The sequence below is a fragment of the Halomonas nitroreducens genome (genome assembly GCF_003966155.1).
GTDB classification, from domain to species: domain Bacteria; phylum Pseudomonadota; class Gammaproteobacteria; order Pseudomonadales; family Halomonadaceae; genus Halomonas; species Halomonas nitroreducens.
In genome coordinates, this window is sequence record NZ_RXNS01000021.1 from 1 (window position 1) to 21,043 (window position 21,043).

Annotated in this window: 22 protein-coding genes and 1 pseudogene; 11 read left to right on the forward strand and 12 right to left on the reverse strand. The window is 69.3% G+C overall.

The annotated features are described in order from the left end of the window. Window positions 1-178: 178 nt before the first annotated feature. The 3 genes from EKG36_RS17885 to EKG36_RS17895 all read right to left on the reverse strand — a co-directional run bounded on the left by EKG36_RS17885 (window position 179) and on the right by EKG36_RS17895 (window position 2,369). Window positions 179-1,231, reverse strand: a complete 1,053-nt coding sequence (locus EKG36_RS17885) for a class I fructose-bisphosphate aldolase (RefSeq protein ID WP_126486579.1) — start codon at window positions 1,229-1,231, stop codon at window positions 179-181. A 246-nt stretch (window positions 1,232-1,477) separates the two neighbouring features. After that, window positions 1,478-1,870, reverse strand: a complete 393-nt coding sequence (locus EKG36_RS17890; RefSeq protein WP_126486580.1) for an Hsp20/alpha crystallin family protein — start codon at window positions 1,868-1,870, stop codon at window positions 1,478-1,480. 37 nt (window positions 1,871-1,907) lie between these two features. After that, window positions 1,908-2,369: an Hsp20/alpha crystallin family protein gene (locus EKG36_RS17895; RefSeq protein WP_126486581.1), complete on the reverse strand. Its 462-nt coding sequence runs from the start codon at window positions 2,367-2,369 to the stop codon at window positions 1,908-1,910. A 183-nt stretch (window positions 2,370-2,552) separates the two neighbouring features. Between EKG36_RS17895 and EKG36_RS17900 the strand changes: the two genes are divergently transcribed. The 4 genes and pseudogenes from EKG36_RS17900 to EKG36_RS21135 form a co-directional block, all read left to right on the forward strand. Further along, complete coding sequence (locus EKG36_RS17900; RefSeq protein ID WP_126486582.1) at window positions 2,553-3,587, forward strand: type I glyceraldehyde-3-phosphate dehydrogenase; 1,035 nt, start codon at window positions 2,553-2,555, stop codon at window positions 3,585-3,587. A gap of 37 nt (window positions 3,588-3,624) precedes the next feature. After that, window positions 3,625-4,788: a phosphoglycerate kinase gene (locus EKG36_RS17905; RefSeq protein WP_126486583.1), complete on the forward strand. Its 1,164-nt coding sequence runs from the start codon at window positions 3,625-3,627 to the stop codon at window positions 4,786-4,788. Window positions 4,789-4,864: 76 nt separating this feature from the next. After that, a complete protein-coding gene (gene fba / locus EKG36_RS17910; protein WP_126486584.1) occupies window positions 4,865-5,929 on the forward strand; it encodes a class II fructose-bisphosphate aldolase in 1,065 nt (354 codons plus the stop codon). A gap of 266 nt (window positions 5,930-6,195) precedes the next feature. Beyond that, window positions 6,196-6,258 (forward strand): annotated as a pseudogene (locus EKG36_RS21135) (hypothetical protein); the annotation flags it as partial. A gap of 115 nt (window positions 6,259-6,373) precedes the next feature. Here EKG36_RS21135 and EKG36_RS17920 read toward each other — a convergent pair. Next, window positions 6,374-6,652, reverse strand: a complete 279-nt coding sequence (locus EKG36_RS17920; RefSeq protein WP_126486585.1) for a DUF4235 domain-containing protein — start codon at window positions 6,650-6,652, stop codon at window positions 6,374-6,376. 193 nt (window positions 6,653-6,845) lie between these two features. Between EKG36_RS17920 and EKG36_RS17925 the strand changes: the two genes are divergently transcribed. From EKG36_RS17925 to EKG36_RS17935, 3 genes are all read left to right on the forward strand, one after another. After that, entirely contained in the window at window positions 6,846-7,877 is a 1,032-nt protein-coding gene (locus EKG36_RS17925; RefSeq protein WP_126486586.1) for a sodium:calcium antiporter, read from the forward strand. A 143-nt stretch (window positions 7,878-8,020) separates the two neighbouring features. Next, window positions 8,021-8,707 (forward strand): HAD-IA family hydrolase, encoded by a 687-nt coding sequence (locus EKG36_RS17930; RefSeq protein WP_126486587.1) that lies wholly within the window; start codon window positions 8,021-8,023, stop codon window positions 8,705-8,707. 97 nt (window positions 8,708-8,804) lie between these two features. Next, window positions 8,805-9,179: a translation initiation factor Sui1 gene (locus EKG36_RS17935; protein ID WP_126486588.1), complete on the forward strand. Its 375-nt coding sequence runs from the start codon at window positions 8,805-8,807 to the stop codon at window positions 9,177-9,179. A gap of 23 nt (window positions 9,180-9,202) precedes the next feature. Here EKG36_RS17935 and EKG36_RS17940 read toward each other — a convergent pair whose 3' ends face one another. Further along, on the reverse strand, window positions 9,203-10,120 hold the full coding sequence (locus EKG36_RS17940) for an NAD-dependent protein deacetylase (protein WP_185827606.1): 918 nt from the start codon (window positions 10,118-10,120) through the stop codon (window positions 9,203-9,205). A gap of 95 nt (window positions 10,121-10,215) precedes the next feature. Between EKG36_RS17940 and EKG36_RS17945 the strand changes: the two genes are divergently transcribed. Further along, on the forward strand, window positions 10,216-11,106 hold the full coding sequence (locus tag EKG36_RS17945) for a nuclease-related domain-containing protein (protein WP_126486589.1): 891 nt from the start codon (window positions 10,216-10,218) through the stop codon (window positions 11,104-11,106). Window positions 11,107-11,117: 11 nt separating this feature from the next. Here the strand turns inward: EKG36_RS17945 and EKG36_RS17950 are convergent, their stop codons facing one another. Then, window positions 11,118-11,963, reverse strand: a complete 846-nt coding sequence (locus tag EKG36_RS17950; protein ID WP_246007562.1) for a ribonuclease T2 family protein — start codon at window positions 11,961-11,963, stop codon at window positions 11,118-11,120. Between the two features lie 4 nt (window positions 11,964-11,967). On the opposite strand from EKG36_RS17950, the gene EKG36_RS17955 reads away from it, so the two are divergent. Then, a complete protein-coding gene (locus EKG36_RS17955) occupies window positions 11,968-12,777 on the forward strand; it encodes an ATP-grasp domain-containing protein (RefSeq protein ID WP_126486591.1) in 810 nt (269 codons plus the stop codon). Between the two features lie 6 nt (window positions 12,778-12,783). Here the strand turns inward: EKG36_RS17955 and EKG36_RS17960 are convergent, their stop codons facing one another. After that, a complete protein-coding gene (locus EKG36_RS17960; protein WP_126486592.1) occupies window positions 12,784-14,121 on the reverse strand; it encodes a deoxyguanosinetriphosphate triphosphohydrolase in 1,338 nt (445 codons plus the stop codon). Window positions 14,122-14,321: 200 nt separating this feature from the next. Here EKG36_RS17960 and EKG36_RS17965 point away from each other — a divergent pair, with 200 nt between their 5' ends. Next, entirely contained in the window at window positions 14,322-16,139 is a 1,818-nt protein-coding gene (locus EKG36_RS17965) for an aminopeptidase P family protein (protein ID WP_126486593.1), read from the forward strand. 115 nt (window positions 16,140-16,254) lie between these two features. On the opposite strand, the gene EKG36_RS17970 is transcribed toward EKG36_RS17965, so the two are convergent. The 5 genes from EKG36_RS17970 to EKG36_RS17990 form a co-directional block, all read right to left on the reverse strand. Then, a complete protein-coding gene (locus tag EKG36_RS17970) occupies window positions 16,255-16,431 on the reverse strand; it encodes a helix-turn-helix domain-containing protein (protein ID WP_185827607.1) in 177 nt (58 codons plus the stop codon). Continuing rightward, window positions 16,428-17,834, reverse strand: coding sequence for a nitrogen regulation protein NR(I) (gene glnG / locus EKG36_RS17975; protein WP_126486595.1), 1,407 nt, complete (start codon window positions 17,832-17,834; stop codon window positions 16,428-16,430). The genes EKG36_RS17970 and glnG overlap by 4 nt, the downstream gene beginning before the upstream one ends. Beyond that, window positions 17,827-18,873, reverse strand: coding sequence for a nitrogen regulation protein NR(II) (gene glnL / locus EKG36_RS17980; protein WP_126486596.1), 1,047 nt, complete (start codon window positions 18,871-18,873; stop codon window positions 17,827-17,829). Before glnL ends, glnG begins: the two co-directional genes overlap by 8 nt. 172 nt (window positions 18,874-19,045) lie before the next feature. Continuing rightward, window positions 19,046-19,228, reverse strand: a complete 183-nt coding sequence (locus EKG36_RS17985; protein WP_126486597.1) for a hypothetical protein — start codon at window positions 19,226-19,228, stop codon at window positions 19,046-19,048. Between the two features lie 69 nt (window positions 19,229-19,297). After that, on the reverse strand, window positions 19,298-19,882 hold the full coding sequence (locus EKG36_RS17990; RefSeq protein WP_126486598.1) for a DUF4124 domain-containing protein: 585 nt from the start codon (window positions 19,880-19,882) through the stop codon (window positions 19,298-19,300). A 180-nt stretch (window positions 19,883-20,062) separates the two neighbouring features. On the opposite strand from EKG36_RS17990, the gene EKG36_RS17995 reads away from it, so the two are divergent. Further along, window positions 20,063-20,776: a ZIP family metal transporter gene (locus tag EKG36_RS17995; protein WP_126486599.1), complete on the forward strand. Its 714-nt coding sequence runs from the start codon at window positions 20,063-20,065 to the stop codon at window positions 20,774-20,776. Window positions 20,777-21,043 lie beyond the last annotated feature (267 nt).

Here is a 21,043-nt window from a genome sequence, read left to right on the forward strand (position 1 = left end):
TTCAAGTACTTCGGCTTCACCGTGGAGAACCTGCTGGCCGAAGCCGAGCAGTTGCTGGAGGATGCCGACGACTGATCGAGGCGTTCGGCACACGCACAAAGGGCACGGCGTCGGCCGTGCCCTTCTCGTTGGGGCCCTGCTCGGTCACCGCCGGGCCCCGGCCACCGCCGCGGCGGGGTCAGGCGAGGGTGATGGACTCGTCCAGGTACACGTCCTGGATGGCGTTGAGCAGCTCGACGCCCTCGGCCATGGACTTCTGGAAGGCCTTGCGCCCGGAGATCAGCCCCATGCCGCCGGCGCGCTTGTTGATCACCGCGGTGCGCACCGCCTGGCCCAGGTCGCTGGCCCCGCCCGAGGCGCCGCCGGAGTTGATCAGCCCGGCACGCCCCATGTAGCTGCTCGCCACCTGGTAGCGGGCCAGGTCGATGGGATGCTCCGAGGTCAGCTCGTCGTAGACCTTGTCGTGGGTGTGGCCGAAGCCGATGTCGCGGTAGCCGGCGTTGGTCTCGGCCATCTTCTGCTTGACGATGTCGGCCTTGAGGGTCGCCGCCAGGTGGATGGCCTGGCCGGTGAGGTCGGCGGCGGTGTGGTAGTCGCGGCCCTCGCGCTTGAACTCGGGGTTGCGCAGGTAGGCCCAGAGCACCGTGACCATGCCCAGCTGGTGGGCGCGCTCGAAGGCCTCGCTGATCTCGGTGATCTGGCGTCGGCTCTCCGGCGAGCCGAAGTAGATGGTGGCCCCCACCGCCACGCAGCCCATCTCGAAGGCCTGCTCGACCTGGGCGAACAGCGTCTGGTCGTAGGCCGCTGGATAGGTCAGCGTCTCGTTGTGGTTGAGCTTGAGCAGCATGGGGATCTTGTGGGCATACTGCCGGGCCACCGAGGCCAGGCCGCCCAGCGTCGAGGCCACGGCGTTGCAGCCGCCCTCAATGGCCAGCTCGACGATGTTGGCCGGATCGAAGTAGATCGGGTTGGGCGCGAAGGACGCCCCGGCGGAGTGCTCGATGCCCTGATCCACCGGGAGGATGCTGAGGTAACCGGTGCCGCCCAGCCGGCCGTGGTCGAACAGGGCCTGCATGTTGCGCAGCACGTGGGGCTGACGATCGCTGTGGGCCATCACCCGGTCGATGTAGTCCGGGCCCGGCGCATGGATCGACGCGGCAGGGATGCCCCGGCACTCATGGGTCAGCAGGCTTTCTGTCTCGTTGCCGAGCAGCTGCGCTATATCGGTCATCGCTCCCTCTCTCCTTGATGGTTGACTGACGGGATGTCGCTACCTCCCCTCTAGCCTAGAGCAAGCAGCGGTCGCCGACAGCCCATCGACGGGCCTATAGGGCCACGGACTGTCCCGAGCCGAATCAGACTTGTCGTCGTGCTTCTCCGCTACCGTACCGGAACGGTGACACGCGTGACGGTCACGCCGCGGTCGGCGGCCCGGCAAAGAAAAGCCCCCGGGGACGGGGGCGGGAAGCGCGACGGCTCAGGCCGTCTTGATCTCGATGCGACGCCGGCGGTGGGTCTCCTTCTTGGGCAGCACCAGCCGCAGCACGCCGTTGTCGATGTTTGCCTGGATGCCCTCCACCTCGATCTCGTGGCTCAGGGTGAAGCGCCGCGAGAACCGCTGGGCGCGCACCTCGGCGTAGAGGGACGTGAGCCCCTCGGGCATCCCCAGGGCCAGCTCGCCCTCGAGGCTGAGCACGTTGTCGTTGACCTCGATGGACAGGGTGTCGCGCTGCACGCCGGGCATGTCGGCGATCAGGTGCAGGGCATTGTCCTCCTCGAAGATGTCCACCGCGGGCAGCATCGCCTCGCGACGGCGCTCGCGGCCCTCGATGACCTCACGGGGAGCGTCTTGCTTGGCAACCTCGTTCATGACGACTCACCTCCTTTACGGGATGCGACGACAGACATCACGATGCCTTGATCTCGATGCGGCGCGGCTTGAGCTCCTCACGCTTGGGCAGCACCACCTCGCAGACACCGTTGTGGAAGCGGGCCTCGGCACGCTCGACGTCCAGCCCCTCCGGCAGGGCCAGGGAGCGGCTGAACGCGCCCTGCTGTCGCTCGCGGCGAAAGTGGCTGCGCTGGGCCGACGCCTCGTCCTCGGCCGCTGTCTCGCTGCGCTGGCCACCGACGGTCAGCACGTTGTCCTGCAGGCTGATGTCCAGCGCCTCGGGCGTGAGCCCGGGGGCGAAGACATAGACCCGCACCGCATCGTCGGTGCGCCCCACGTTGATCATCGGGAAGCTGCCCCGAGGCACCGAGCGGATATCGGCGGCGCCGGGATCGGGCCACATCTCGTCGAAGAAGCGCCGGAACCAGTCCGTGCCGGGCGCCCAATCGGTATCGAACCGCCTGAGATCTCCGAACATATCGAACACCTCCTGATCACCTGCTGTGGATGATGTGGCGAGGGCGGGAACCACCGCCCTCCACTAGCTGAAATAGATGCTCCCGGGCGCTTTTCAAGGGACCGGGGCGGCCGCGACGACGGGCACGAATTGCGGTAGAATCGCCGGTTTGTGTTCAACGGTTCTGGAGTCCCCGGCAACGTCATGGCCCTCCGCATCGCCATCAACGGTTACGGCCGCATCGGCCAGTGCGTGCTGCGTGCGCTCATCGAGCGCGACGAGCCGGCGCTCGAGGTGGTGGCCATCAACGAGCTGTCGGGCCTCGACACCATCGCCTACCTGACCCGCTACGACACCACCCATGGCCGCTTTCCCGGCCATGTCGAGGTGGACGGCGACCACCTGGTGATCGATGGTCGGGCCATCCGCGTGCTCAGCGAGCCCGACGCCGGGCGGCTGCCCTGGGACGCGCTCGGCATCGACCTGGTGCTGGAGTGCTCCGGCAGCTTCAAGGATCGCGCCACCGCCGAGCGCCACCTGGCCGCCGGCGCCGGCCGCCTGCTGTTCTCCCAGCCGGCCGAGAGCGACGTCGACGCCACCATCGTCACCGGCATCAACGACGCCGACCTGGCCCCGGGCTGCCGCATCGTCTCCGCGGCCTCCTGCACCACCAACTGCCTGGTGCCAGTGCTCACCGTGCTCGACGAGGTGCTGGGCATCGAGCATGGCGTGACCACCACCATCCACTCGGCGATGAACGACCAGCCGGTGATCGACGCCTATCACCAGACCGACCTGCGCCTGACCCGCTCCGCCATGCACTCCATCGTGCCGGTGGATACCGGCCTGGCACGGGGCATCGACCGCCTGATGCCGCACCTCCACGGCCGCTTCGAGTGCCTGCACGTGCGGGTGCCGACCATCAACGTCTCGGCCATGGACCTGTCGCTGTGCGTGCGCACCGACACCTCGGCCGCGGCGGTCAATGAATTGCTGCGCGAGGCCACCCGGACCCGGCTGGCCGGCCTGCTGGGCTTCACCGAGGAGCCCATGGCCTCGGTCGACTTCAACCACGATCCGCGCTCCGGTATCGTGGACGCCACCCAGACCCGGGTGGCCGGCGGCCGCCTGATCAAACTGATGTGCTGGTTCGACAACGAGTGGGGCTTCGCCAACCGCATGCTCGACGTCGCCGACCGCATCGCCAGGCTGGGCCCGGTACCGCCCGCCGACTCGTGACTTCCCTTCGGTTTTCCCAGACGAGGAACCTGCTTCCATGAACGTGCGCAAGATGACCGACCTCGACCTCCGCGGCAAGCGGGTGCTGATCCGCGAGGACCTCAACGTGCCCGTCAAGCACGGCCAGGTGACCAGCGACGCCCGCCTGCGGGCCTGTCTGCCGACCATCAACGCCGCCCTGGAGGCCGGCGCCAAGGTGCTGCTGATGAGCCACCTGGGGCGTCCCACCGAGGGAGAGCCGGCCGAGGAGTTCTCGCTGGCCCCCGTGGCCGACCACCTGGGCAGCCTGCTCGAGCGCCGGGTCCGGCTGGTCAAAGACTACCTGGGCAGCGACGTCGCCCTCGAGGACGGTGAGGTCGCCCTGCTCGAGAACGTGCGCTTCAACGCCGGCGAGAAGAAGGACGACGAGACCCTGGCCCGGCAGTATGCCGCGCTGTGCGACGTCTTCGTGATGGACGCCTTCGGCACCGCCCACCGCGCCCAGGCCTCTACCCACGGCGTGGCGCGTTTCGCGCCCGCCGCCTGTGCCGGCCCGCTGCTCGCCAGCGAGCTCGAGGCGCTGGAGAAGGCGCTGGCCACGCCCAAGCGGCCGATGACCGCCATCGTCGGCGGCTCCAAGGTCTCCACCAAGCTCGAGGTGCTCACCGCGCTGTCCGAGAAGTGTGACCGGCTGATCGTCGGCGGCGGGATCGCCAATACCTTCATCGCCGCGGCCGGCTACAACGTCGGCAAGTCGCTGCACGAGGCCGACCTGATCGACCAGGCCAAGGCGCTGATGGCCAAGGTCGAGATCCCGCTGCCCAGCGACGTGGTGGTGGCCACCGAGTTCTCCGAGAGCGCCTCTGCCGTGACCAAGCCCGTCGACCAGGTGAATGATGACGAGATGATCCTCGACATCGGTCCCGAGACCGCCGGGCGCCTGGCCGAGCAGCTCAAGGCCGCCGGCACCATCCTATGGAACGGCCCGGTCGGCGTCTTCGAGATCGACCAGTTCGGCAAGGGCACCGAGGCCCTGTCGCTGGCCATCGCCGAGAGTGACGGCTTCTCCATCGCCGGCGGCGGCGACACCCTGGCGGCCATCGACAAGTACGGCATCGCCGAACGGGTCTCCTACATCTCCACCGGCGGTGGCGCCTTCCTCGAGTACGTGGAAGGCAAGACCCTGCCGGCCGTGGCGGCCCTGGAAGCGGCGGCCCGCTAACCCCTTTTCCCCTACCCCACGAGAGAGAACGCGGCGCCGGCCCGCCGCGTTCCATCACGCGATACAAGGTGACTTCATGGCACTGATCAGCATGCGCCAACTGCTGGACCACGCCGCCGAGCACGGCTACGGCGTCCCGGCCTTCAACGTCAACAATCTCGAGCAGATGCGCGCCATCATGGAAGCCGCCGACGAGACCGACTCCCCGGTGATCGTCCAGGCCTCCGCCGGGGCCCGCAAGTATGCCGGCGCCCCCTTCCTGCGCCACCTGATCCTGGCCGCCGTCGAGGAGTTCCCGCACATCCCGGTGGTCATGCATCAGGACCACGGCACCAGCCCCGCGGTGTGCCAGCGCTCCATCCAGCTGGGCTTCTCCTCGGTGATGATGGACGGCTCGCTCAAGGAAGACGGCAAGACCCCCGCCGACTATGACTACAACGTCGACGTGACCCGGCGCACCGTCGAGATGGCTCATGCCTGCGGCGTTTCCGTCGAGGGCGAGCTGGGCTGCCTGGGCAGCCTGGAGACCGGCATGGCCGGCGAGGAAGACGGCGTGGGGGCCGAGGGCAAGCTCGACCACGACCAGCTGCTCACCGATCCGGAAGAGGCCGCCGACTTCGTCAAGGCCACCGGCGTGGACGCCCTGGCCATCGCCATCGGCACCAGCCACGGCGCCTACAAGTTCACCCAGCCGCCCACCGGCGACACCCTCTCCATCCAGCGCATCAAGGAAATCCACGAGCGCATCCCGGAGACCCACCTGGTGATGCACGGCTCCTCCTCGGTACCCCAGGAGTGGCTCGAGGTGATCAACGAGTTCGGTGGCGCCATTCCCGAGACCTACGGCGTGCCAGTCGAGGAGATCGTCGAGGGCATCCGCCACGGCGTGCGCAAGGTCAACATCGACACCGACCTGCGCCTGGCCTCCACCGCTGCCGTGCGTCGCTTCCTGGCCCAGAACCCGGCCGAGTTCGACCCCCGCAAGTTCCTCAAGGTGAGCACCGCGGCCATGAAGGAGGTCTGCAAGGCCCGCTACGAGGCCTTCGGCACCGCCGGCCAGGCCAGCAAGATCAAGCCGATCAACCTCGAGGAGATGTTCCTGCGCTACGAGCGCGGCGAACTGGACCCGCGGGTGAAGTGATCGCCTGCCGAGCAGTCTGCTGATCGCCAGAGGGCGGCCCCGCGGGGCCGCCCTTTTGCATTGCCCATCCCTCAAGCCCAGGCTCAGTCGCGCGTGAGGAAGTGCCTCTCGTCGCCGACGTCGTTACGGATCACCGCGACGATCTCGGGGTTGAGGGCGGGACCTGTCCTAGTGTGGGGGTGAGCTCATCACACGGGAGAGCGAGATGAAGGGGCGAATACCACGCACGGGATCCGTCGTTGTGCTGCCCCCCCTACACCCGCCAGGTGACCTACGCCGACTGGCCGCTGTACTACTTCAGCGGCGACAAGGAGGCCGGCGACGCCCTCGGCCAGGATGTGCTGCACCTGGGCGGCCCTGGTACCGGGTCTTGCCGGCGGGCGAGAAGATCGAGCGGGGGCAGCGCCAGTCGGCGCCCGACGCGCCGGAGGCGAGCACCGGGGACTAGTCCCTCAGGTGTTCCAGGGGCCGGCGGCGCTCGCGGCGACGGCGCGCTTCGTCGCCCAGGCGCTGGCCGACCACTCGGGCCACCCCGACCAGGGCGCCGCTCGCCATGCCCCAGACCAGGGCCTCCCGCCACTGGGTGTCACGGCGGCCGGGATTCTCCGGCGGCGCCGTTCCGGTCGTCTTGCGGTAGGCCTCCCGGGCACTGTGCCGGGTCAACAGGCTGGCGCCGATGACGGCCGTGTAGCCGACCACCGACCAGAGCATTTTCCGTTTCATCGCTTGACGGCCTCCGGGTGAACGCTGTGGACTGGCGGATCAGTGCCACCCCTCCCTGAGTATCACGGCAGGGCGCCGCCTTCATAGTCCCGCGCCCCTCGACAGGAACCGACATGACCGACACCCTCAGCATCCTGGCGACATGCGCCGGGCGATACGCGCCTCCCCCACCCCATGCGACGGGAGCGTCCCCTTGCTGACGGACCTCACGCTCGGCACCGCCGTCGCCCTCTTTGTCGGTGGTAGCCTGGTGATCGGCGTGGCAGGCACCCGGCTGACGCATATCGTCGACGACCTCGCCGACCGCACCGGGCTCGGCGAGGCCATTGCCGGCGCCGTGCTGCTGGGCATGGCCACGTCGCTGTCGGGGCTGGTGCTGTCGGTGTCCGCGGCGCTGGCCGACCGACCGACCCTGGCCATGAGCAATGCCCTGGGCGGCATCGCCGTGCAGACTCTCTTCCTGACCATCGCCGACCTGGTCCACCGACGGGCTAACCTGGAGCATGCCGCCGCCTCCATCGGCAACCTGATGCAGGGTGGCCTGCTGCTGTGCCTGCTGGCGCTGGTGCTGGTGGGCCGCTTCGCCCCCGAGTGGACCCTGTGGCAGGTGCATCCGGTGACCCCGCTGCTGTTGCTGGCCTACCTGTTCGGGCTGCGCCTGGCGGACCGCACCAAGGACCGGCCCATGTGGCGCCCGGCCCAGACTCGCGAGACCCAGCCCGACATCCCCGACGAACAGGCCATGGCCCGCTCGGCGGTGACGCTGTGGCTAAGCTTCCTGGGCCTGGCCCTGGCGCTAGGGGCCAGTGGCTGGCTGCTCGAGCGAGCCGCCTCGGTGATCGCCGCGGACACCGGCCTCGGCCAGTCGGTGGTGGGCGCCCTGATGACCGCAGTGGTAACCTCCCTGCCGGAACTGGTCACCTCGGTGGCGGCGGTGCGACGGGGCGCCCTGACCCTGGCCGTGGCCGGCATCATCGGCGGCAACGCCTTCGACACCCTCTTCGTGGCCGCCTCGGACGTCGCCTATCGGGGCGGGTCGATCTATCACGCCATCCCCGACCCAGTGGCGCTGTGGGTCGCGCTGTCGCTGCTGATGACCGCCATCCTGATGGTCGGGATGATCCACCGCGAGCGGCTGGGGCCGGGCCGCATCGGCTTCGAGAGCCTGGCCATCGCCGGCTGCTACCTGGCCGGCGTGCTGTCCCTGCTGCTCACATCCGGCTGACCCCGTCTGGCTCGGGAGACGGGGCTTGCAACTTTGAAAACAGTGTTCACAAAATAGGGAAACTGGGCTTTAATGAATTCTGAGCGCTGCCGATATGACACAATAGCGTTCACAACTTCCTGACATGCCCGCGAGGTCTGGTAATGGCACGCCCTCTCTGCCTGCTCTTCGATTGCGACGGCACCCTGGTCGACAGTGAGCCCCTGCTGGCCGACGAGATGGAGACGAGCCTCACCGCCGTGGGACTGCCCTTCCAGGCCTGCGATTACACCGGGGAGTTCCGGGGGGCCCGCTTCCGCCATATCGTCGCCGAGCTGGAACGCCGCCATGGCGAGGTGGATCCGCAGCGGCTCGAGGTCCTGGAGCGCAACATGCGCGCCAACCTCAACCGCCGCCTGGCCACCGACCTCAAGCCCATCACCGGCGCCACCGAGGCCCTGGCCAGCCTCACCGGGCATCCCATGGGCGTGGTCTCCAATGGCCCGGTGAACAAGATTCGCACCTCGCTGATGGCCACCGACCTGGAGGCTGTCTTCGGCGATCACCTGTTCAGCGCCTACGAGGCCCAGTGCTGGAAGCCCGACCCCTGCCTCTACCACCATGCCGCCAGCCTGATGGGCTATGCCGCCGAGGACTGCGTGGCCATCGACGACGCGATCGTCGGCGTGAAGGCCGCGCTGGCCGCCGGCATGACGGTGATCCACCTCAACCGCTTTCCCGACGCCGAGGAGACCCCGGAGGGCGCCATCACGATCACCAGCATGTTCCAGCTGCCCACCGTGATCTCGCGCCTGGAGAACAGCCGCCACCTGGCGGCCTCCCAGGCCTGATATCCACAGCCTCATCATCGGCAGGGCCTGTGGAGGGATGCGGCCGATCAGGTCGGCCGGTATCATCGTGGCCACACCCGCACCCCCAGGAGGCCCCATGGCATCCCTGCATGACCAGCTGCGCGGCCTGGTCTACTCCACAGAGCACGGCGACATCTGCCCCGAGTGCCGCGAGCCCCTCGCCGACTGCCGCTGCGCCGAGGCCGCCGAGGACGAACGCCTGGCGGGCCTCGACGGCATCGTGCGCCTGCGCCGCGAGACCAAGGGCCGCAAGGGCAAGGGCGTGACCCTCGTCGAGGGCGTGCCGCTCAAGGGCGACGATCTCAAGGGCCTGGCCAAGACCCTCAAGAAACGCTGCGGCACCGGCGGCGCCCTCAAGGAAGGGGTGATCGAGATCCAGGGCGACCAGCGCGAGGTGCTCAAGACCGAGCTCGAGAAGCAGGGGTATAAGGTCAAGCTGGCCGGCGGCTAGCCTCTCGTCGCTCGCGACATCGATCAGCGCTGGCCAAGCGTCGAAAACGTGTCGGGACTCGTCGACTCTTGGGGTGAGGCTCCATCCGCTTGATCGGATGCTGTTAGCCCCTCCAGCGCTTCGGCCAGCGCCGCCAGGCACGTTTCGGCACTGGCCGATACCTTGAGCGAATAGAGCTCGTCCGCCCGGGTGCGCCCCAGGTTGAGACAGGCCACCGGCTTGCCCGCCCGGGCGGCCTCACGGGCAAAACGGAAGCCCGAATAGACCATCAGCGAGGACCCCACCACCAGCAGCCCCCCGGCCTCCTCCAGCAGGGCGAAGGCCTCGGCCACTCGTGGCCTGGGCACGCTGTCGCCGAAGAACACCACGTCAGGCTTCCAGATGCCGTCGCCGCAGCGCGTGCAGCTCGGCACCCGGAAGCCGGCGAAATCGGCCTCGAGGTCGGCGTCGCCGTCCGGCCCGGCCCGGGCGCCGGTGTCGAGCCAGCCGGGATTGCGGCTGGCCAGCTCGGCGTGCAGGTCGTGGCGCATCCGCGATGCCCCGCAGCCCATGCAGCGCACCAGGTCGGCGCGGCCGTGCAGCTCGATCACCCGTCGCGAGCCGGCCCGACGATGCAGGCCGTCGACGTTCTGGGTGATCACCCCGGCCACCCGCCCCGTCGCCTCGAGCCGGGCCAGCGCCCGATGGGCGGCATTGGGCTCGGCCTGCTGCAGGGCCCGGAAGCCGATCAGCGCCCGTGCCCAATAGCGCTGCCGGGCGGCGTGGCTGGCCATGAACAGCTGGTGCTGCATGGGCGGCGAGCGCTTCCAGTCGCCGCGATCGTCCCGGTAGTCGGGGATGCCGCTGGCGGTACTGATGCCCGCGCCGCTGAGCACGGCGAGGCGCGGCGTGTCCGCCACGAAGGCCGCCAGGGCCTCGATGTCGCTGATCTCGCTCTTCACTCCTCGCTCCTCATTCCTTGCCCCTCGCCAAACATGGCCCCCGGGGGGCAAGGTTGTCTAGAATGAGCAGGATATCCCACGGGCAAGGATACCCGATGGCCTGGCTGGAATACCTGCTTCCCCTGATCTTCCTGTTTCCCCTGGCGGCGTGCGCGGTGATCGTGGTGGCGCTGCGCAACCTCCACGACGCCCGGGTGAGCTCCCCCTTCGACGCCCATCCGCTGCGCGAGCCCGGGCAATCGCTGCGCGACCGCCTCGACCGGGCCTTCGCCGGACTCTTCCTGAACGGCGCCCTGGGGCCCATCATCACCCTGGTGCCGCTGGTCTACGGCATGGGGCGCATGCTGTTCGCCAGCGAGCAGAACTGGCTCGAGTGGAGCTTCTATGGCGCCCTCTCCACGGCGCTGGTGCTGGTGTTCTGCTTCCGGTTGATTCGCGACTTCCAGCGTATCCGGCGCCTCAAGCTGGGACTGGCCTGCGAGCTGGCGGTGGGCCAGGAGCTCGAGCGGATGCTGCGTCCCGAGGCCCATCCCTACGTGGTCTTCCATGACGTGCCCGGCGGCGACGATACCCTGGACCATGTGGCCGTGACGCCCCATGGCGTCTTCGTCATCGAGACCCGCGCCCGCACGCCGGCCGTGACGCCGTCCGGTGAGGAGGACAACCGGGTCACCGTGGAGGCTGAACGGCTGCGCTTCCCCGGATGGTTCGAGCGCCGCCCGCTGGGCGATACGCGGCGCGCGGTGCGCTGGCTGGGCGTCTGGCTGGAGAAGGAGGTGGGCCGGACGGTGCCGGTGCAGGGGGTGCTGGCCCTGCCAGGCTGGCGAATCGAGGCGGATAGCGCCGCGGGCGACCTGCTGGTGGTCAGCGGCGAGGCCCTGGCGGAGCGGCTCGCCAGCCAGCGACTCGGCGAACTCGACGCCGCCACCCACGATGCCGTGATCGGCGCCCTGCACCGCCACGCCGCCCGCGGCCTCGCCGCCTAGACGAGCCGGCCTCAGTCGAAGGCCGCAATCCCCACGCGGCGGGCACAGTCGCCGCGGTCCAGCCGCACCAGGCTCCCGGCGTCAGGAAACCGCGCCACGGCCTCGGCGGCGATGCCGATGCGCACCTCGGTCAGCCGTCGCTGCCCCCGTCCCCCACACTCCAGGCGCAACGCCCGGCCCGTGCCCTCGCCGAAAGCCGCCTCGAAGGCGCCGACCAGGTCGTTGCGCCTCACCTCGCCGCCTCGATGGACGCTGACGAAGTCGGCGAAGGCGCTGGCATTGACCACCGCCAGCATGGCCAGCGCCGTGGCGAAGAGGTCCTCGGCCTCAAGGTCCAGGCAGGCGGCATGCTTGGCGTACTGGTAGCGATCGAGACAGCTGGCGCGGCCGGGCATTGACCGATCCAGCGCGCTCCCCAGGGCCTCGGGCAGCGCCAGCGGCGAATGGGCGCGGCAGAAGCCGCCGTCCGGCCGCGGCCGCTCGAGGAAGCAGCCCTGCTGCCACCAGCGCCGCCGCGCCACGCCCCGTGCGCGAAAACGCGCCGGCAGCGAGGGCCACAGCCCATGCAGCACGAAGCCGTCCCCCGCGCCGCGGCGCAGCGACGGCTCCCGGCACTCCCGGGGCGGACGGGCGCGGGTGGCACAGAAGCCGGGGTGCCAGGTGAGGGCCAGGGTGTAGTGATCGACGCCCTCGGCCGCGAGGGCCGGCACCTCCGCCCGGGCCGCGCCGGCGACCGCGACCAGCCCGCCCAGCAGCAGCGCCAGCAGGACGCCGCGCCCCCGGGGCGTCGATAACGCTTGCCAGGGGCGGGAAGGCGGATAATAATCCGCGCGCTTCGCTGGAAATGGTCTTTTCACACCCATGAAACTCATCACGTTCGATGTTTTTCGCACCCTCGGCATTCCGGGCGTGCGCTATATCAAGCCCGAGCGCATGTACGATCACCTCGAGGAGATCCGCCAGGCCGACTGGTTGCTGTTTCCCGAGTACTGGCAGGTCAACAGCCTGGTCTACGGGCTCGGCAAGCGGATCTTCCCGAGCCTGGCCAGCTATCACCTGGGCCATAACAAGGTCGAGCAGACCCGCGCCTTCCTGGCGCGGTGCCCGGAACACGTGCCGCCCACCGAGATCCTCGGCACCTCCCGGGCCTCCCTCGACCATGTCGAGGCCCGCTTCGGCTATCCCTTCATCGTCAAGCGCATCAAGAGCGCCATGGGCGAGGGCGTGAGCCTGATCGCCTCACGGGACGCACTGCTCGAGCACGTGGCGGAGGAAACGGTGCTCTACGCCCAGCAGCGACTGCCCATCGACCGCGACCTGCGCATCGTGCTGGTCGGCGGCAAGGTGATCGCCGCCTACTGGCGCGTGACGCCCCTCGGCGGCTACCGCGCCAACGTCAGCCAGGGCGGCCGGATCTGTCACGAGACCATCCCCGAGGCCGCCATCGCATTGGCCCGGCGGCTGGCCCGGGACCTCGATATCGACCATGCCGGCTTCGACATCGCCCTGGTCGACGGCCATCCCTATGTGTTCGAGTTCAACCGCCTGTTCGGCAACCAGGGCATCCACGACAGCAGCCGGCGCATCGGCGCCGCCATCCAGCGCGTGCTGGACCTCGGCGACGACGACCGCGACCCCGACGGCGAGCCGCCGCTGCAGCTGACCGCCTGACGCGGCCTAGTCGCCCTTCAGCCGCCCGCCCATCTCCTGGGCCAGGTCCACCGCGTAGTGGTCGGTCATGCCGCCGATGAAGTCGAGCATGCGCCGGTAGCTGTCATAGAGTGACCAGGAGGGCCGCGGGGTGTTCTCGCCGATCAGCGCCAGCACCCGCTGGTGCTTGAAGGTCGAGGCGCCGGAATGGTGAAGCTCATGGGCGGCGCCGATAAAGGCCTCGAGCAGGATCCCCAGGGTGGTGTAGGCGCCGATCTCCAGCTTGGCCTTGCGCTCGTTGCGGAAGATGCGCTTGCGGGCCAGCTGCTTGGCTGCCTTCACCCCCCAGTCCAGGTCCGGATGGCAGAGCTCGAGGAGGTCGTTGCGCAGGGTCCCGCCGAGCAGCTCGCCCTCGTGCTGCACGAACACCTGGCTGACGTCGGTGACCGCCCGCTCCATGGCCGCCCCGCGCAGGGCAGCGATCCGCCGGCGCTGGGAGACCCCGCCCTGCTGCATGGCGGCGTAGTCCGGGGGCTCGCCGCCGGCGATCTGGGTCAGCACGTCGGCCACCTCGTCGAAGCCCAGGATGCCCATCTCCAGGCCGTCCTCCAGATCGAGCAGGGCATAGCAGATATCGTCGGCGGCCTCCACCAGCCAGGCCAGGGGATGGCGGCACCAGCGGTTCTCGCCCTGGGGCAGCAGGCCCAGGCGCCCCGCCACCTCGGCCAGCAGCGGCGCCTCGCTCTGGTAGCAGCCGAACTTGCCGGCACTGCCGCCGTGTTCCACCGTCCAGGGGTACTTGAGCAGGGTGCCCAGCGTCGCGGCGGTGAGGCGCATGCCGCCGCGGAACTGGTTGTACTCGACCTGGGTGACGATCCGAAAGCCCTGGGCATTGCCCTCGTAGGTGAGCAGGTCGGCCCGCTCGGCATCGGAGAGCCCGTCGAGCAAGCCGCTGCCGTCGCCCTCGGCCCGGGTGAACCAGTCGCGGATGGCGTACTCGCCGGCATGGCCGAAGGGCGGATTGCCGATGTCGTGCCCCAGGCAGGCGGCCTGGACGATCACACCGAGATCCGCCGGGGTGATCCATCGGGGCAGCCGATGGCGCAGCTCCTCGCCGACGCTCATGCCCAGCGAGCGGCCCACACAGCCCACCTCCAGGGAGTGGGTGAGCCGGGTGTGGATATGGTCGTTGTCGGTGAGGGGATGCACCTGGGTCTTGCGACCCAGGCGGCGGAAGGAGCCGGCGAACACGATGCGGTCGTGGTCCTTGTGGAAGGGACTGCGACCGACCTCGTCGCGGGCCACGCCGCGCCGGTCGTGGAGCCGGGCCGGGTCGAGCAGTCGCTCCCAGGTCATCTGCGTCATGGGCGTTCCTCCTTGAGGTCTCCATTCTGTCACCGGGGCATGGCGAATTGCCATCAACACGGCCTGTCGGGCGGCACGACGCTTTCCCCCGGGATGCCGCTTGCCTAGAATCATTCCGCCATCGCGCCTGCTGGGCGCGACCGTCGGCGGGCCGATCCCCGCCGACGGCACGGCACCGTCCACCCCAACCGGAGCCCGCTATGTCCAGCGAAGCCAACCCCTCCCCCGCGGCACGCCTGGCCGCCCTGCGCGAGGCCATGCGCGACCATGCCATCGACGCCTGGTGGCTGCCCTCCTCCGACCCGCACAATTCCGAGTACCTGCCGGAGCACTGGGCCGGCCGGGCCTGGCTGTCGGGCTTCGACGGCTCGGTGGGCACCCTGGTGGTGACCCGGGACGCTGCCGGCCTGTGGGTCGACAGCCGCTACTGGGTGCAGGCCGAGGCGCAGCTGGCGGGCAGCGGCATCGCGCTGATGAAGCTCCAGCCCGGCCAGGCCGATGCGCCAATGCGCTGGCTGGCCGAGCAGCTCGACGAGGGCGCCACCCTGGGCTTCGACGCCGACGTGGTGTCGCTGGCCAACGCCCGCCAGCTGGAGGCCCACCTGGCCCCGGCGGGCATCCGCCTGCGCGGCGACCTGGACCTGCTCGAAGCCATCTGGCCGGCGCGTCCCGCGCTGCCCGAGGCCCCCCTCTACGCCCACCCCGCGGCCTACCTGGACGAGTCCCGCGCCGAGCGGCTGGCCCGGCTCCGCTCGGCCATGGCCGAGCACGGCGCCGACTGGCACCCGATCTCGACCCTGGACGATATCGCCTGGCTGACCCAGCTGCGTGGCGCCGACGTCGCGTTCAATCCGGTGTTCCTCGCCCACCTGCTGGTGGGACGCGACGCGGCCATCCTGTTCGTCGCTCCCGGCAAGCTCGGCGACGAGCTGGCCGAGGCCCTGGCCGCCGACGGCATCGCGGTGGCGGACTACGCCGACTGGCATCGCCGGCTGGGCGAACTCCCCACAGACACCCGGGTACTGCTCGACCCGGCCAAGCTGACCCTGGGCACCCGCCTGGCACTGCCCGAGGGCGTGACCCTGGTCGAGGCCTACCAGCCCAGCACCCTGGCCAAGGGCCGCAAGAGCGATGCCGACCTGGCCCACGTGCGCCAGGCCATGGAGGAGGACGGCGCCGCCCTGTGCGAGTTCTTCGCCTGGCTGGAGGATGCCCTGGCCCGGGGCGAGACGGTCACCGAGCTGACCGTGGACGAGCGGCTCACCGCCGCCCGGGCGCGGCGCCCCGGCTTCGTCAGCCGCAGTTTCGGCACCATCGCCGCCTTCAACGCCAACGGCGCCCTGCCCCACTACCACGCCACCTCGGAGGCCCACGCCACCATCGAGGGCGACGGCCTGCTGCTCATCGATTCCGGCGGCCAGTACCACGGCGGCACCACCGACATCACCCGGGTGGTGCCGGTGGGCACGCTCTCGGCGGCCCAGCGCGAGGACTACACCCGGGTGCTCAAGGGCACCATCGCCCTGTCCCGAGCCCGGTTCCCGCGCGGGATTCCGTCGCCGCAGCTCGACGCCATCGCCCGGGCGCCGCTGTGGGCCAGCGGCCGCGACTACGGGCACGGCACCGGCCACGGCGTGGGCTACTTCCTCAACGTCCACGAGGGGCCCCAGGTGATCGCCTGGTACGCCTCGCCGGCACCGCAAACCGCCATGCAGCCGGGAATGATCACCTCCATCGAGCCCGGCGTGTATCGCCCGGGCCAGTGGGGCATCCGCATCGAGAACCTGGTCGCCAACCGACCCGCCGGGGAGAGCGAGTTCGGCGACTTCCTGCGCTTCGAGACGCTGACCCTGTGCCCCATCGACACCCGGCCCATCGATGTCGAACTGCTCGACCCCGCCGAGGCCGACTGGCTCGATGCCTACCACGCCGAGGTGCGCGAGCGCCTGGCGCCAAAGCTCTCCGGCGCCGCCCTGGAATGGCTCGAGGCCCGCACCAGGCCGCTCGACCGCGGCTGACCGGGATTCTGCTCACCCATTGAGCGGCTCCCGACACGACAAGGGTCACCTCTGAGGTGACCCTTGTCACTTTCCACTTCCTACTCACCCCTCGCCCCTCGCACCTAGCTCCTCACTACTCCTCCGCCATCTCCGGCAGCAGCGTCTTGAGCTTGCGGGTAAGGGTATTGCGTCCCCAGCCCAGGAGCTCGGCGGCCTCGCCCTTGCGACCTCCGGTGTGCTTGAGCGCCGTCTCGATCAGGATCTTCTCGCCGAGTCTAGATAGCGGCACGGCCTCCCATGGCAGGCTCAATCCTCCGCCATCTCCGGCAGCAGCGTCTTGAGCTTGCGGGTAAGGGTATTGCGTCCCCAGCCCAGGAGCTCGGCGGCCTCGCCCTTGCGACCTCCGGTGTGCTTGAGCGCCGTCTCGATCAGGATCTTCTCGAAGTCCGGCACGGCCTCCTCGAGCAGATGGGTATGACCGGCGGCCAGCGCCCGGTCGGCCCAGTCGCGGAAGGCCAGGCGCCAGTCGCCGGAGACCCCGCCATCGTCGCCGTCGCGCAGCTCAGGCGGCAGATCCTCGACCAGCACCTCGCGCCCCGAGGCCATCACCGTCAGCCAGCGGCAGGTGTTTTCCAGCTGACGCACGTTGCCCGGCCAGGCCAGCCGCGTCAGGTGCACCTCGGCCTCCTCGGTCAGCACCTTGACGTCGGTGGACAGCTCCTTGGCCGCTTCGGCGAGGAAGTGGCGAGCCAGGCGGGGAATGTCCTCGCGGCGGTCCGCCAGCCGCGGCAGGTGGATGCGGATCACGTTGAGGCGATGGAAGAGGTCCTCCCGGAAGCGCCCCTCGCCCACCAGGCCCTCCAGGTTCTGGTGGGTGGCGGCGATGATGCGCACGTCCACCTTCACCGAGGTGTGGCCACCGACCCGGTAGAACTCGCCGTCGGCCAGCACTCGCAGCAGGCGGGTCTGGGTCTCGGCGGGCATGTCGCCGATCTCGTCGAGGAACAGGGTGCCGCCATCGGCCTGCTCGAAGCGCCCCTGGCGCTGGGCGGTGGCCCCCGTGAAGGCGCCCTTCTCGTGGCCGAACAGCTCGGACTCGATCAGGTCGCGGGGAATCGCCGCCATGTTCAGGGCGATGAACGGCTTGCCGGCCCGCGGGCTGTGCTGGTGCAGCGCCTGGGCGACCCGCTCCTTGCCGGTGCCGGACTCACCGTTGATCAGCACCGTGATGTGCGACTGGGAGAGGCGGCCGATGGCACGGAATACCTCCTGCATCGCCGGCGCCTCGCCGATGATCTCGGTGTCGAGACCCTCGGGGGCACTGACCGGGCGCTTGCGCTCGCGGGCATGGGCCACGGCCCGGCGCACCAGGGCCAGGGCCTCGTCCACGTCGAAGGGCTTGGGCAGGTACTCGAAGGCCCCCCCCTGATAGGAGGCCACCGCGCTGTCGAGGTCCGAGTGGGCGGTCATCACGATCACCGGCAGGTCCGGGTGGGCCTCGCGTACCCGGGCCATCAGGTCCAGGCCGTCGATGCCCGGCATGCGGATATCGGTGACCAGGACATCGGGCGGATTCTCGAGAAGCCGGGGAAGAACCTGGTCGGCCCGCTCCACGCATTCGACGGCCAGGTCGGGCTGCGCCAGGGCGCGTTCGAGGACCCAGCGGATGGCACGATCGTCATCGACGACCATGACACGAGCGGCTTCAGTCATGGCACTTCTCCAGCGGTATCAGCAGTCGAAATTCGGTATGGCCCGGTGCGGAATCACACTCGATCAGGCCCTGGTGCTGGTGCAGGATCGACTGGGCAATGGACAGCCCCAGGCCACTGCCTTCGGCGCGCCCCGAGACCATCGGATAGAACAGTGTCTCGCGCAGGCTGTCGGGAATGCCCGGCCCGTTGTCGATGATCGACACCTCGCAGACCAGCCGATGGCGCTCCGCCCCCAGGGTGAACTGGCGGCGGGCCCGAGTGCGCAGGACCAGGGTGGGCGTAGCCATGCCCGACTCGGTCATGGCCTCGACGGCGTTGCGGGCCACGTTGAGCATGGCCTGGATCATCTGCGACTCGTCGCCCATCAGGTCCGGAAGGCTGGGATCGTAGTCGCGACTGATCGTCACCTCGGGATGCTCCACGGCCAGCAGGGCCCGGACCCGCTCCAGCACCTTGTGGATATTCAGCGGCTCGTGGCGGTTGAGCCGATTGGGGCCCAGCATCGAGTCGACCAGGTCACGCAGCCGATCGACCTCCTCGATGATGATGCGGGTGAACTCGGTGAGCTGCGGGCTCTCCAGGTCACGCTCCAGCAGCTGGGCTGCGCCCCGGATGCCGCCCAAGGGATTCTTCACCTCATGGGCCAGCCCGCGGGCCAGCACCTTGATGGTCTCCTGGCGGGTCTGCAGCGCCTCCTCACGGGAGATGCGCAGCAGCCGGTCACGGGGCTCCATCTCCAGCAGCAACTCGTCCGCGGAGAGGGGGGTGACGGTGTAGTCCACGGTCAGCGGCTCGCCGGTGGGCCGGATCAGTCGCGCCTCGCGCTGGGTAAAGGGATGGAATTCGTCCCGGGCCTTGATCAGCAAGGTGCCGATATCCTCTTCGCCGTTCACCAGCTCCGGCAGGCCCACTCCCATCACCCGAGCCCGACTAAGCGCCAGCAGCGCCTCCGCCGCCGGATTCATCCAGCGCAGCCGCAGCTCGCCGTCCAGCAGGAGGACGGCGGTGGTGAGATGTTCCATCAGGCGTTGATACATGGTGCATTCCCGGTATCGAAGTGGGGGTCGCCCCAGGCGCCACTCCCAGACAACCTGCAAGAAGTGCGCCACTCTGGTACAGGCGGTATGACGGGCCCTGGTGCCGACTCGGCACCCGATCTATGCACCATCCTAGTGCACCACAATGGTGCACGCACTCTCGGACGGCACCTCAGGGATGAGGATCCGAGGGGTGAGGCGAATGGGGATGGGGATGCGGGAAGGGCGGCGCTTCCTCGGGACGATCGTCCTCCGGGGGCAGATCGCCGCTGACCCGGTCGGAATGCCGGAAGGCACTGCCCTCCTTCACCCGCTCGGCATGGTCGAAGGCATTGAAGCCCCCGTCATCGCGCATGGGGGGCGGATGACAGGGCCTGAAGGTGCCGTCCGGACACAGCGGTCGATGTGGCCGGCGAAGGGGCAGCTAACTGCCCGGGTTGTTGGGATTCTGGGGCAGGTTGACGCTGGCCCGCTGGACGTAGAGCGTCAATGGCGCGGTGCGGTGGCGCACGGCACCACTGGCATCGAGCAACTCGGCCTGCAGCTGGTGCTCGCCACGGTTGAGGTTGGAGAGCAGGAAGGTATCGGTGTGCATGGCCGACTGGCTGACACGGCCATCGAGCAGCAACCGCACCCGATGGTCATCGCGCAGCTCGGGCCGGATGCCCAGGCGCACCTGGATGTTGCCGGCGGCCCCGGTGGGCAGGGTCGCCTGGTTCTCCGGCGCCAGGATCGAGAACATGTCATAGGGCATGAAGGGCTGCCCCGGGGCAGTGCCCGCGGTATTGGCTGGCCCGTCGCCCTGCACCACCGGCGACAGGCTCGGCGCGCGGACCTCCCGGGAGGGCACCACGGTCAGCGGGTCCAGCTCCACCTTCTCGCCGCCGCGCTCCGGATCGTCGGTGAAGATCACGTTGCCCTGGGCGTCGGTGGTGCGATAGATGGTCTGGGCGCCGGCTGTCAGGCTTACCGACAACCCCAGCACCAGCATCACGAGTGCCTTGTTCATGCGTCTCTCCTGGATGGCCGTTAGGCGCCCCTGGCCCGCCCGTGAGGCAGCAGGGCGACACCCTGTTACAAGCCTAGCCCAGAAGTGGCGAGTCACGGAACGGCATTGCCGTCCGCCGAGTGGCCGGACCGCGATCGCGGTGTAGGATGGGAAGCTGGCGAGTGCCCGAGGAGAAGACGCATGGACGCATGGCAGACCGTGGTGGCCCTGACCCTGATGGCGGGCATGGCCATGCCCCTGGGCGGCTGGATCGCCCTGGAGGAGCGCATCGGCCCGCGCTGGCTGGAGACGGAACTGCGCCACGGCATCATCGCCTTCGGCGGCGGCGCCCTGCTCTCGGCGGTGGCCCTGGTGCTGGTGCCCAACGGCGTCGACGACCTGACCGTCGGCACCGCCCTGGCCTGGTTCCTCGCCGGCGGGCTGGCCTTCATGGGCCTGGACATCCTGCTCAACATCAGTGGTGCCTCGGCCAGTCAGCTGGCGGCCATGCTCTCCGACTTTCTGCCCGAGGCCCTGGCCCTGGGCGCGGCCTTCGCCTATGGCGGCAGCGGCGGCATACTGCTCGCCCTGCTGATGGCCCTGCAGAACCTGCCCGAGGGCTTCAACGCCTACCGGGAGCTTCGCGACAGCACCCATTACTCGACCCGGCGCCTGCTCGGGCTGTTCTTCACCATGGCCTGGCTGGGGCCCCTGGCCGGACTCAGCGGCTTCCTGTGGCTGGCCCCCTTCCCCTCGGCAGTGGGCGCCATCATGCTGTTCGCCGCCGGCGGTATCCTCTATTCGGTGTTCCAGGACCTGGCCCCCCAGGCCAAGCTCGAGCGCCACTGGGGCCCACCCCTGGGCGCGGTGCTGGGCTTCGGACTGGGAGTCGCCGGCCATATGCTGCTCCACTGACAGGTCATAGGGACGAGGAGCGAGGTGTGAGGTGTGAGGTGTGAGGTGTGAGGTGTGAGGTGTGAGGTGTGAGGTGTGAGGTGTGAGGTGTGAGGTGTGAGGTGTGAGGTGTGAGGTGTGAGGTGTGAGCCAAGTCTGCGCCCTCCTTCCGTTAGCACAAGTGGCGACCTGGCTGTCCCTTGTGCCTCGCGCCTGACTCCATGCCCCTTACCCCTTGCCTCTCGCCCCTTCATGAAAAAAGGCACGCCCCTTGGGCGTGCCTCTGCG

Coding starts and splice junctions, on each gene's coding strand:
- EKG36_RS17900 (WP_126486582.1), top strand. CDS start 2,553: ATGGCCCTCCGCATCGCCATCAACGGTTACGGCCGCATCGGCCAGTGC.
- EKG36_RS17890 (WP_126486580.1), bottom strand. CDS start 1,870: ATGAACGAGGTTGCCAAGCAAGACGCTCCCCGTGAGGTCATCGAGGGC.
- glnL (WP_126486596.1), bottom strand. CDS start 18,873: ATGTATCAACGCCTGATGGAACATCTCACCACCGCCGTCCTCCTGCTG.
- EKG36_RS17935 (WP_126486588.1), top strand. CDS start 8,805: ATGGCATCCCTGCATGACCAGCTGCGCGGCCTGGTCTACTCCACAGAG.
- EKG36_RS17995 (WP_126486599.1), top strand. CDS start 20,063: ATGGACGCATGGCAGACCGTGGTGGCCCTGACCCTGATGGCGGGCATG.
- glnG (WP_126486595.1), bottom strand. CDS start 17,834: ATGACTGAAGCCGCTCGTGTCATGGTCGTCGATGACGATCGTGCCATC.
- EKG36_RS17985 (WP_126486597.1), bottom strand. CDS start 19,228: ATGCGCGATGACGGGGGCTTCAATGCCTTCGACCATGCCGAGCGGGTG.
- fba (WP_126486584.1), top strand. CDS start 4,865: ATGGCACTGATCAGCATGCGCCAACTGCTGGACCACGCCGCCGAGCAC.
- EKG36_RS17920 (WP_126486585.1), bottom strand. CDS start 6,652: ATGAAACGGAAAATGCTCTGGTCGGTGGTCGGCTACACGGCCGTCATC.
- EKG36_RS17960 (WP_126486592.1), bottom strand. CDS start 14,121: ATGACGCAGATGACCTGGGAGCGACTGCTCGACCCGGCCCGGCTCCAC.
- EKG36_RS17905 (WP_126486583.1), top strand. CDS start 3,625: ATGAACGTGCGCAAGATGACCGACCTCGACCTCCGCGGCAAGCGGGTG.
- EKG36_RS17895 (WP_126486581.1), bottom strand. CDS start 2,369: ATGTTCGGAGATCTCAGGCGGTTCGATACCGATTGGGCGCCCGGCACG.
- EKG36_RS17955 (WP_126486591.1), top strand. CDS start 11,968: ATGAAACTCATCACGTTCGATGTTTTTCGCACCCTCGGCATTCCGGGC.
- EKG36_RS17885 (WP_126486579.1), bottom strand. CDS start 1,231: ATGACCGATATAGCGCAGCTGCTCGGCAACGAGACAGAAAGCCTGCTG.
- EKG36_RS17990 (WP_126486598.1), bottom strand. CDS start 19,882: ATGAACAAGGCACTCGTGATGCTGGTGCTGGGGTTGTCGGTAAGCCTG.
- EKG36_RS17965 (WP_126486593.1), top strand. CDS start 14,322: ATGTCCAGCGAAGCCAACCCCTCCCCCGCGGCACGCCTGGCCGCCCTG.
- EKG36_RS17945 (WP_126486589.1), top strand. CDS start 10,216: ATGGCCTGGCTGGAATACCTGCTTCCCCTGATCTTCCTGTTTCCCCTG.
- EKG36_RS17930 (WP_126486587.1), top strand. CDS start 8,021: ATGGCACGCCCTCTCTGCCTGCTCTTCGATTGCGACGGCACCCTGGTC.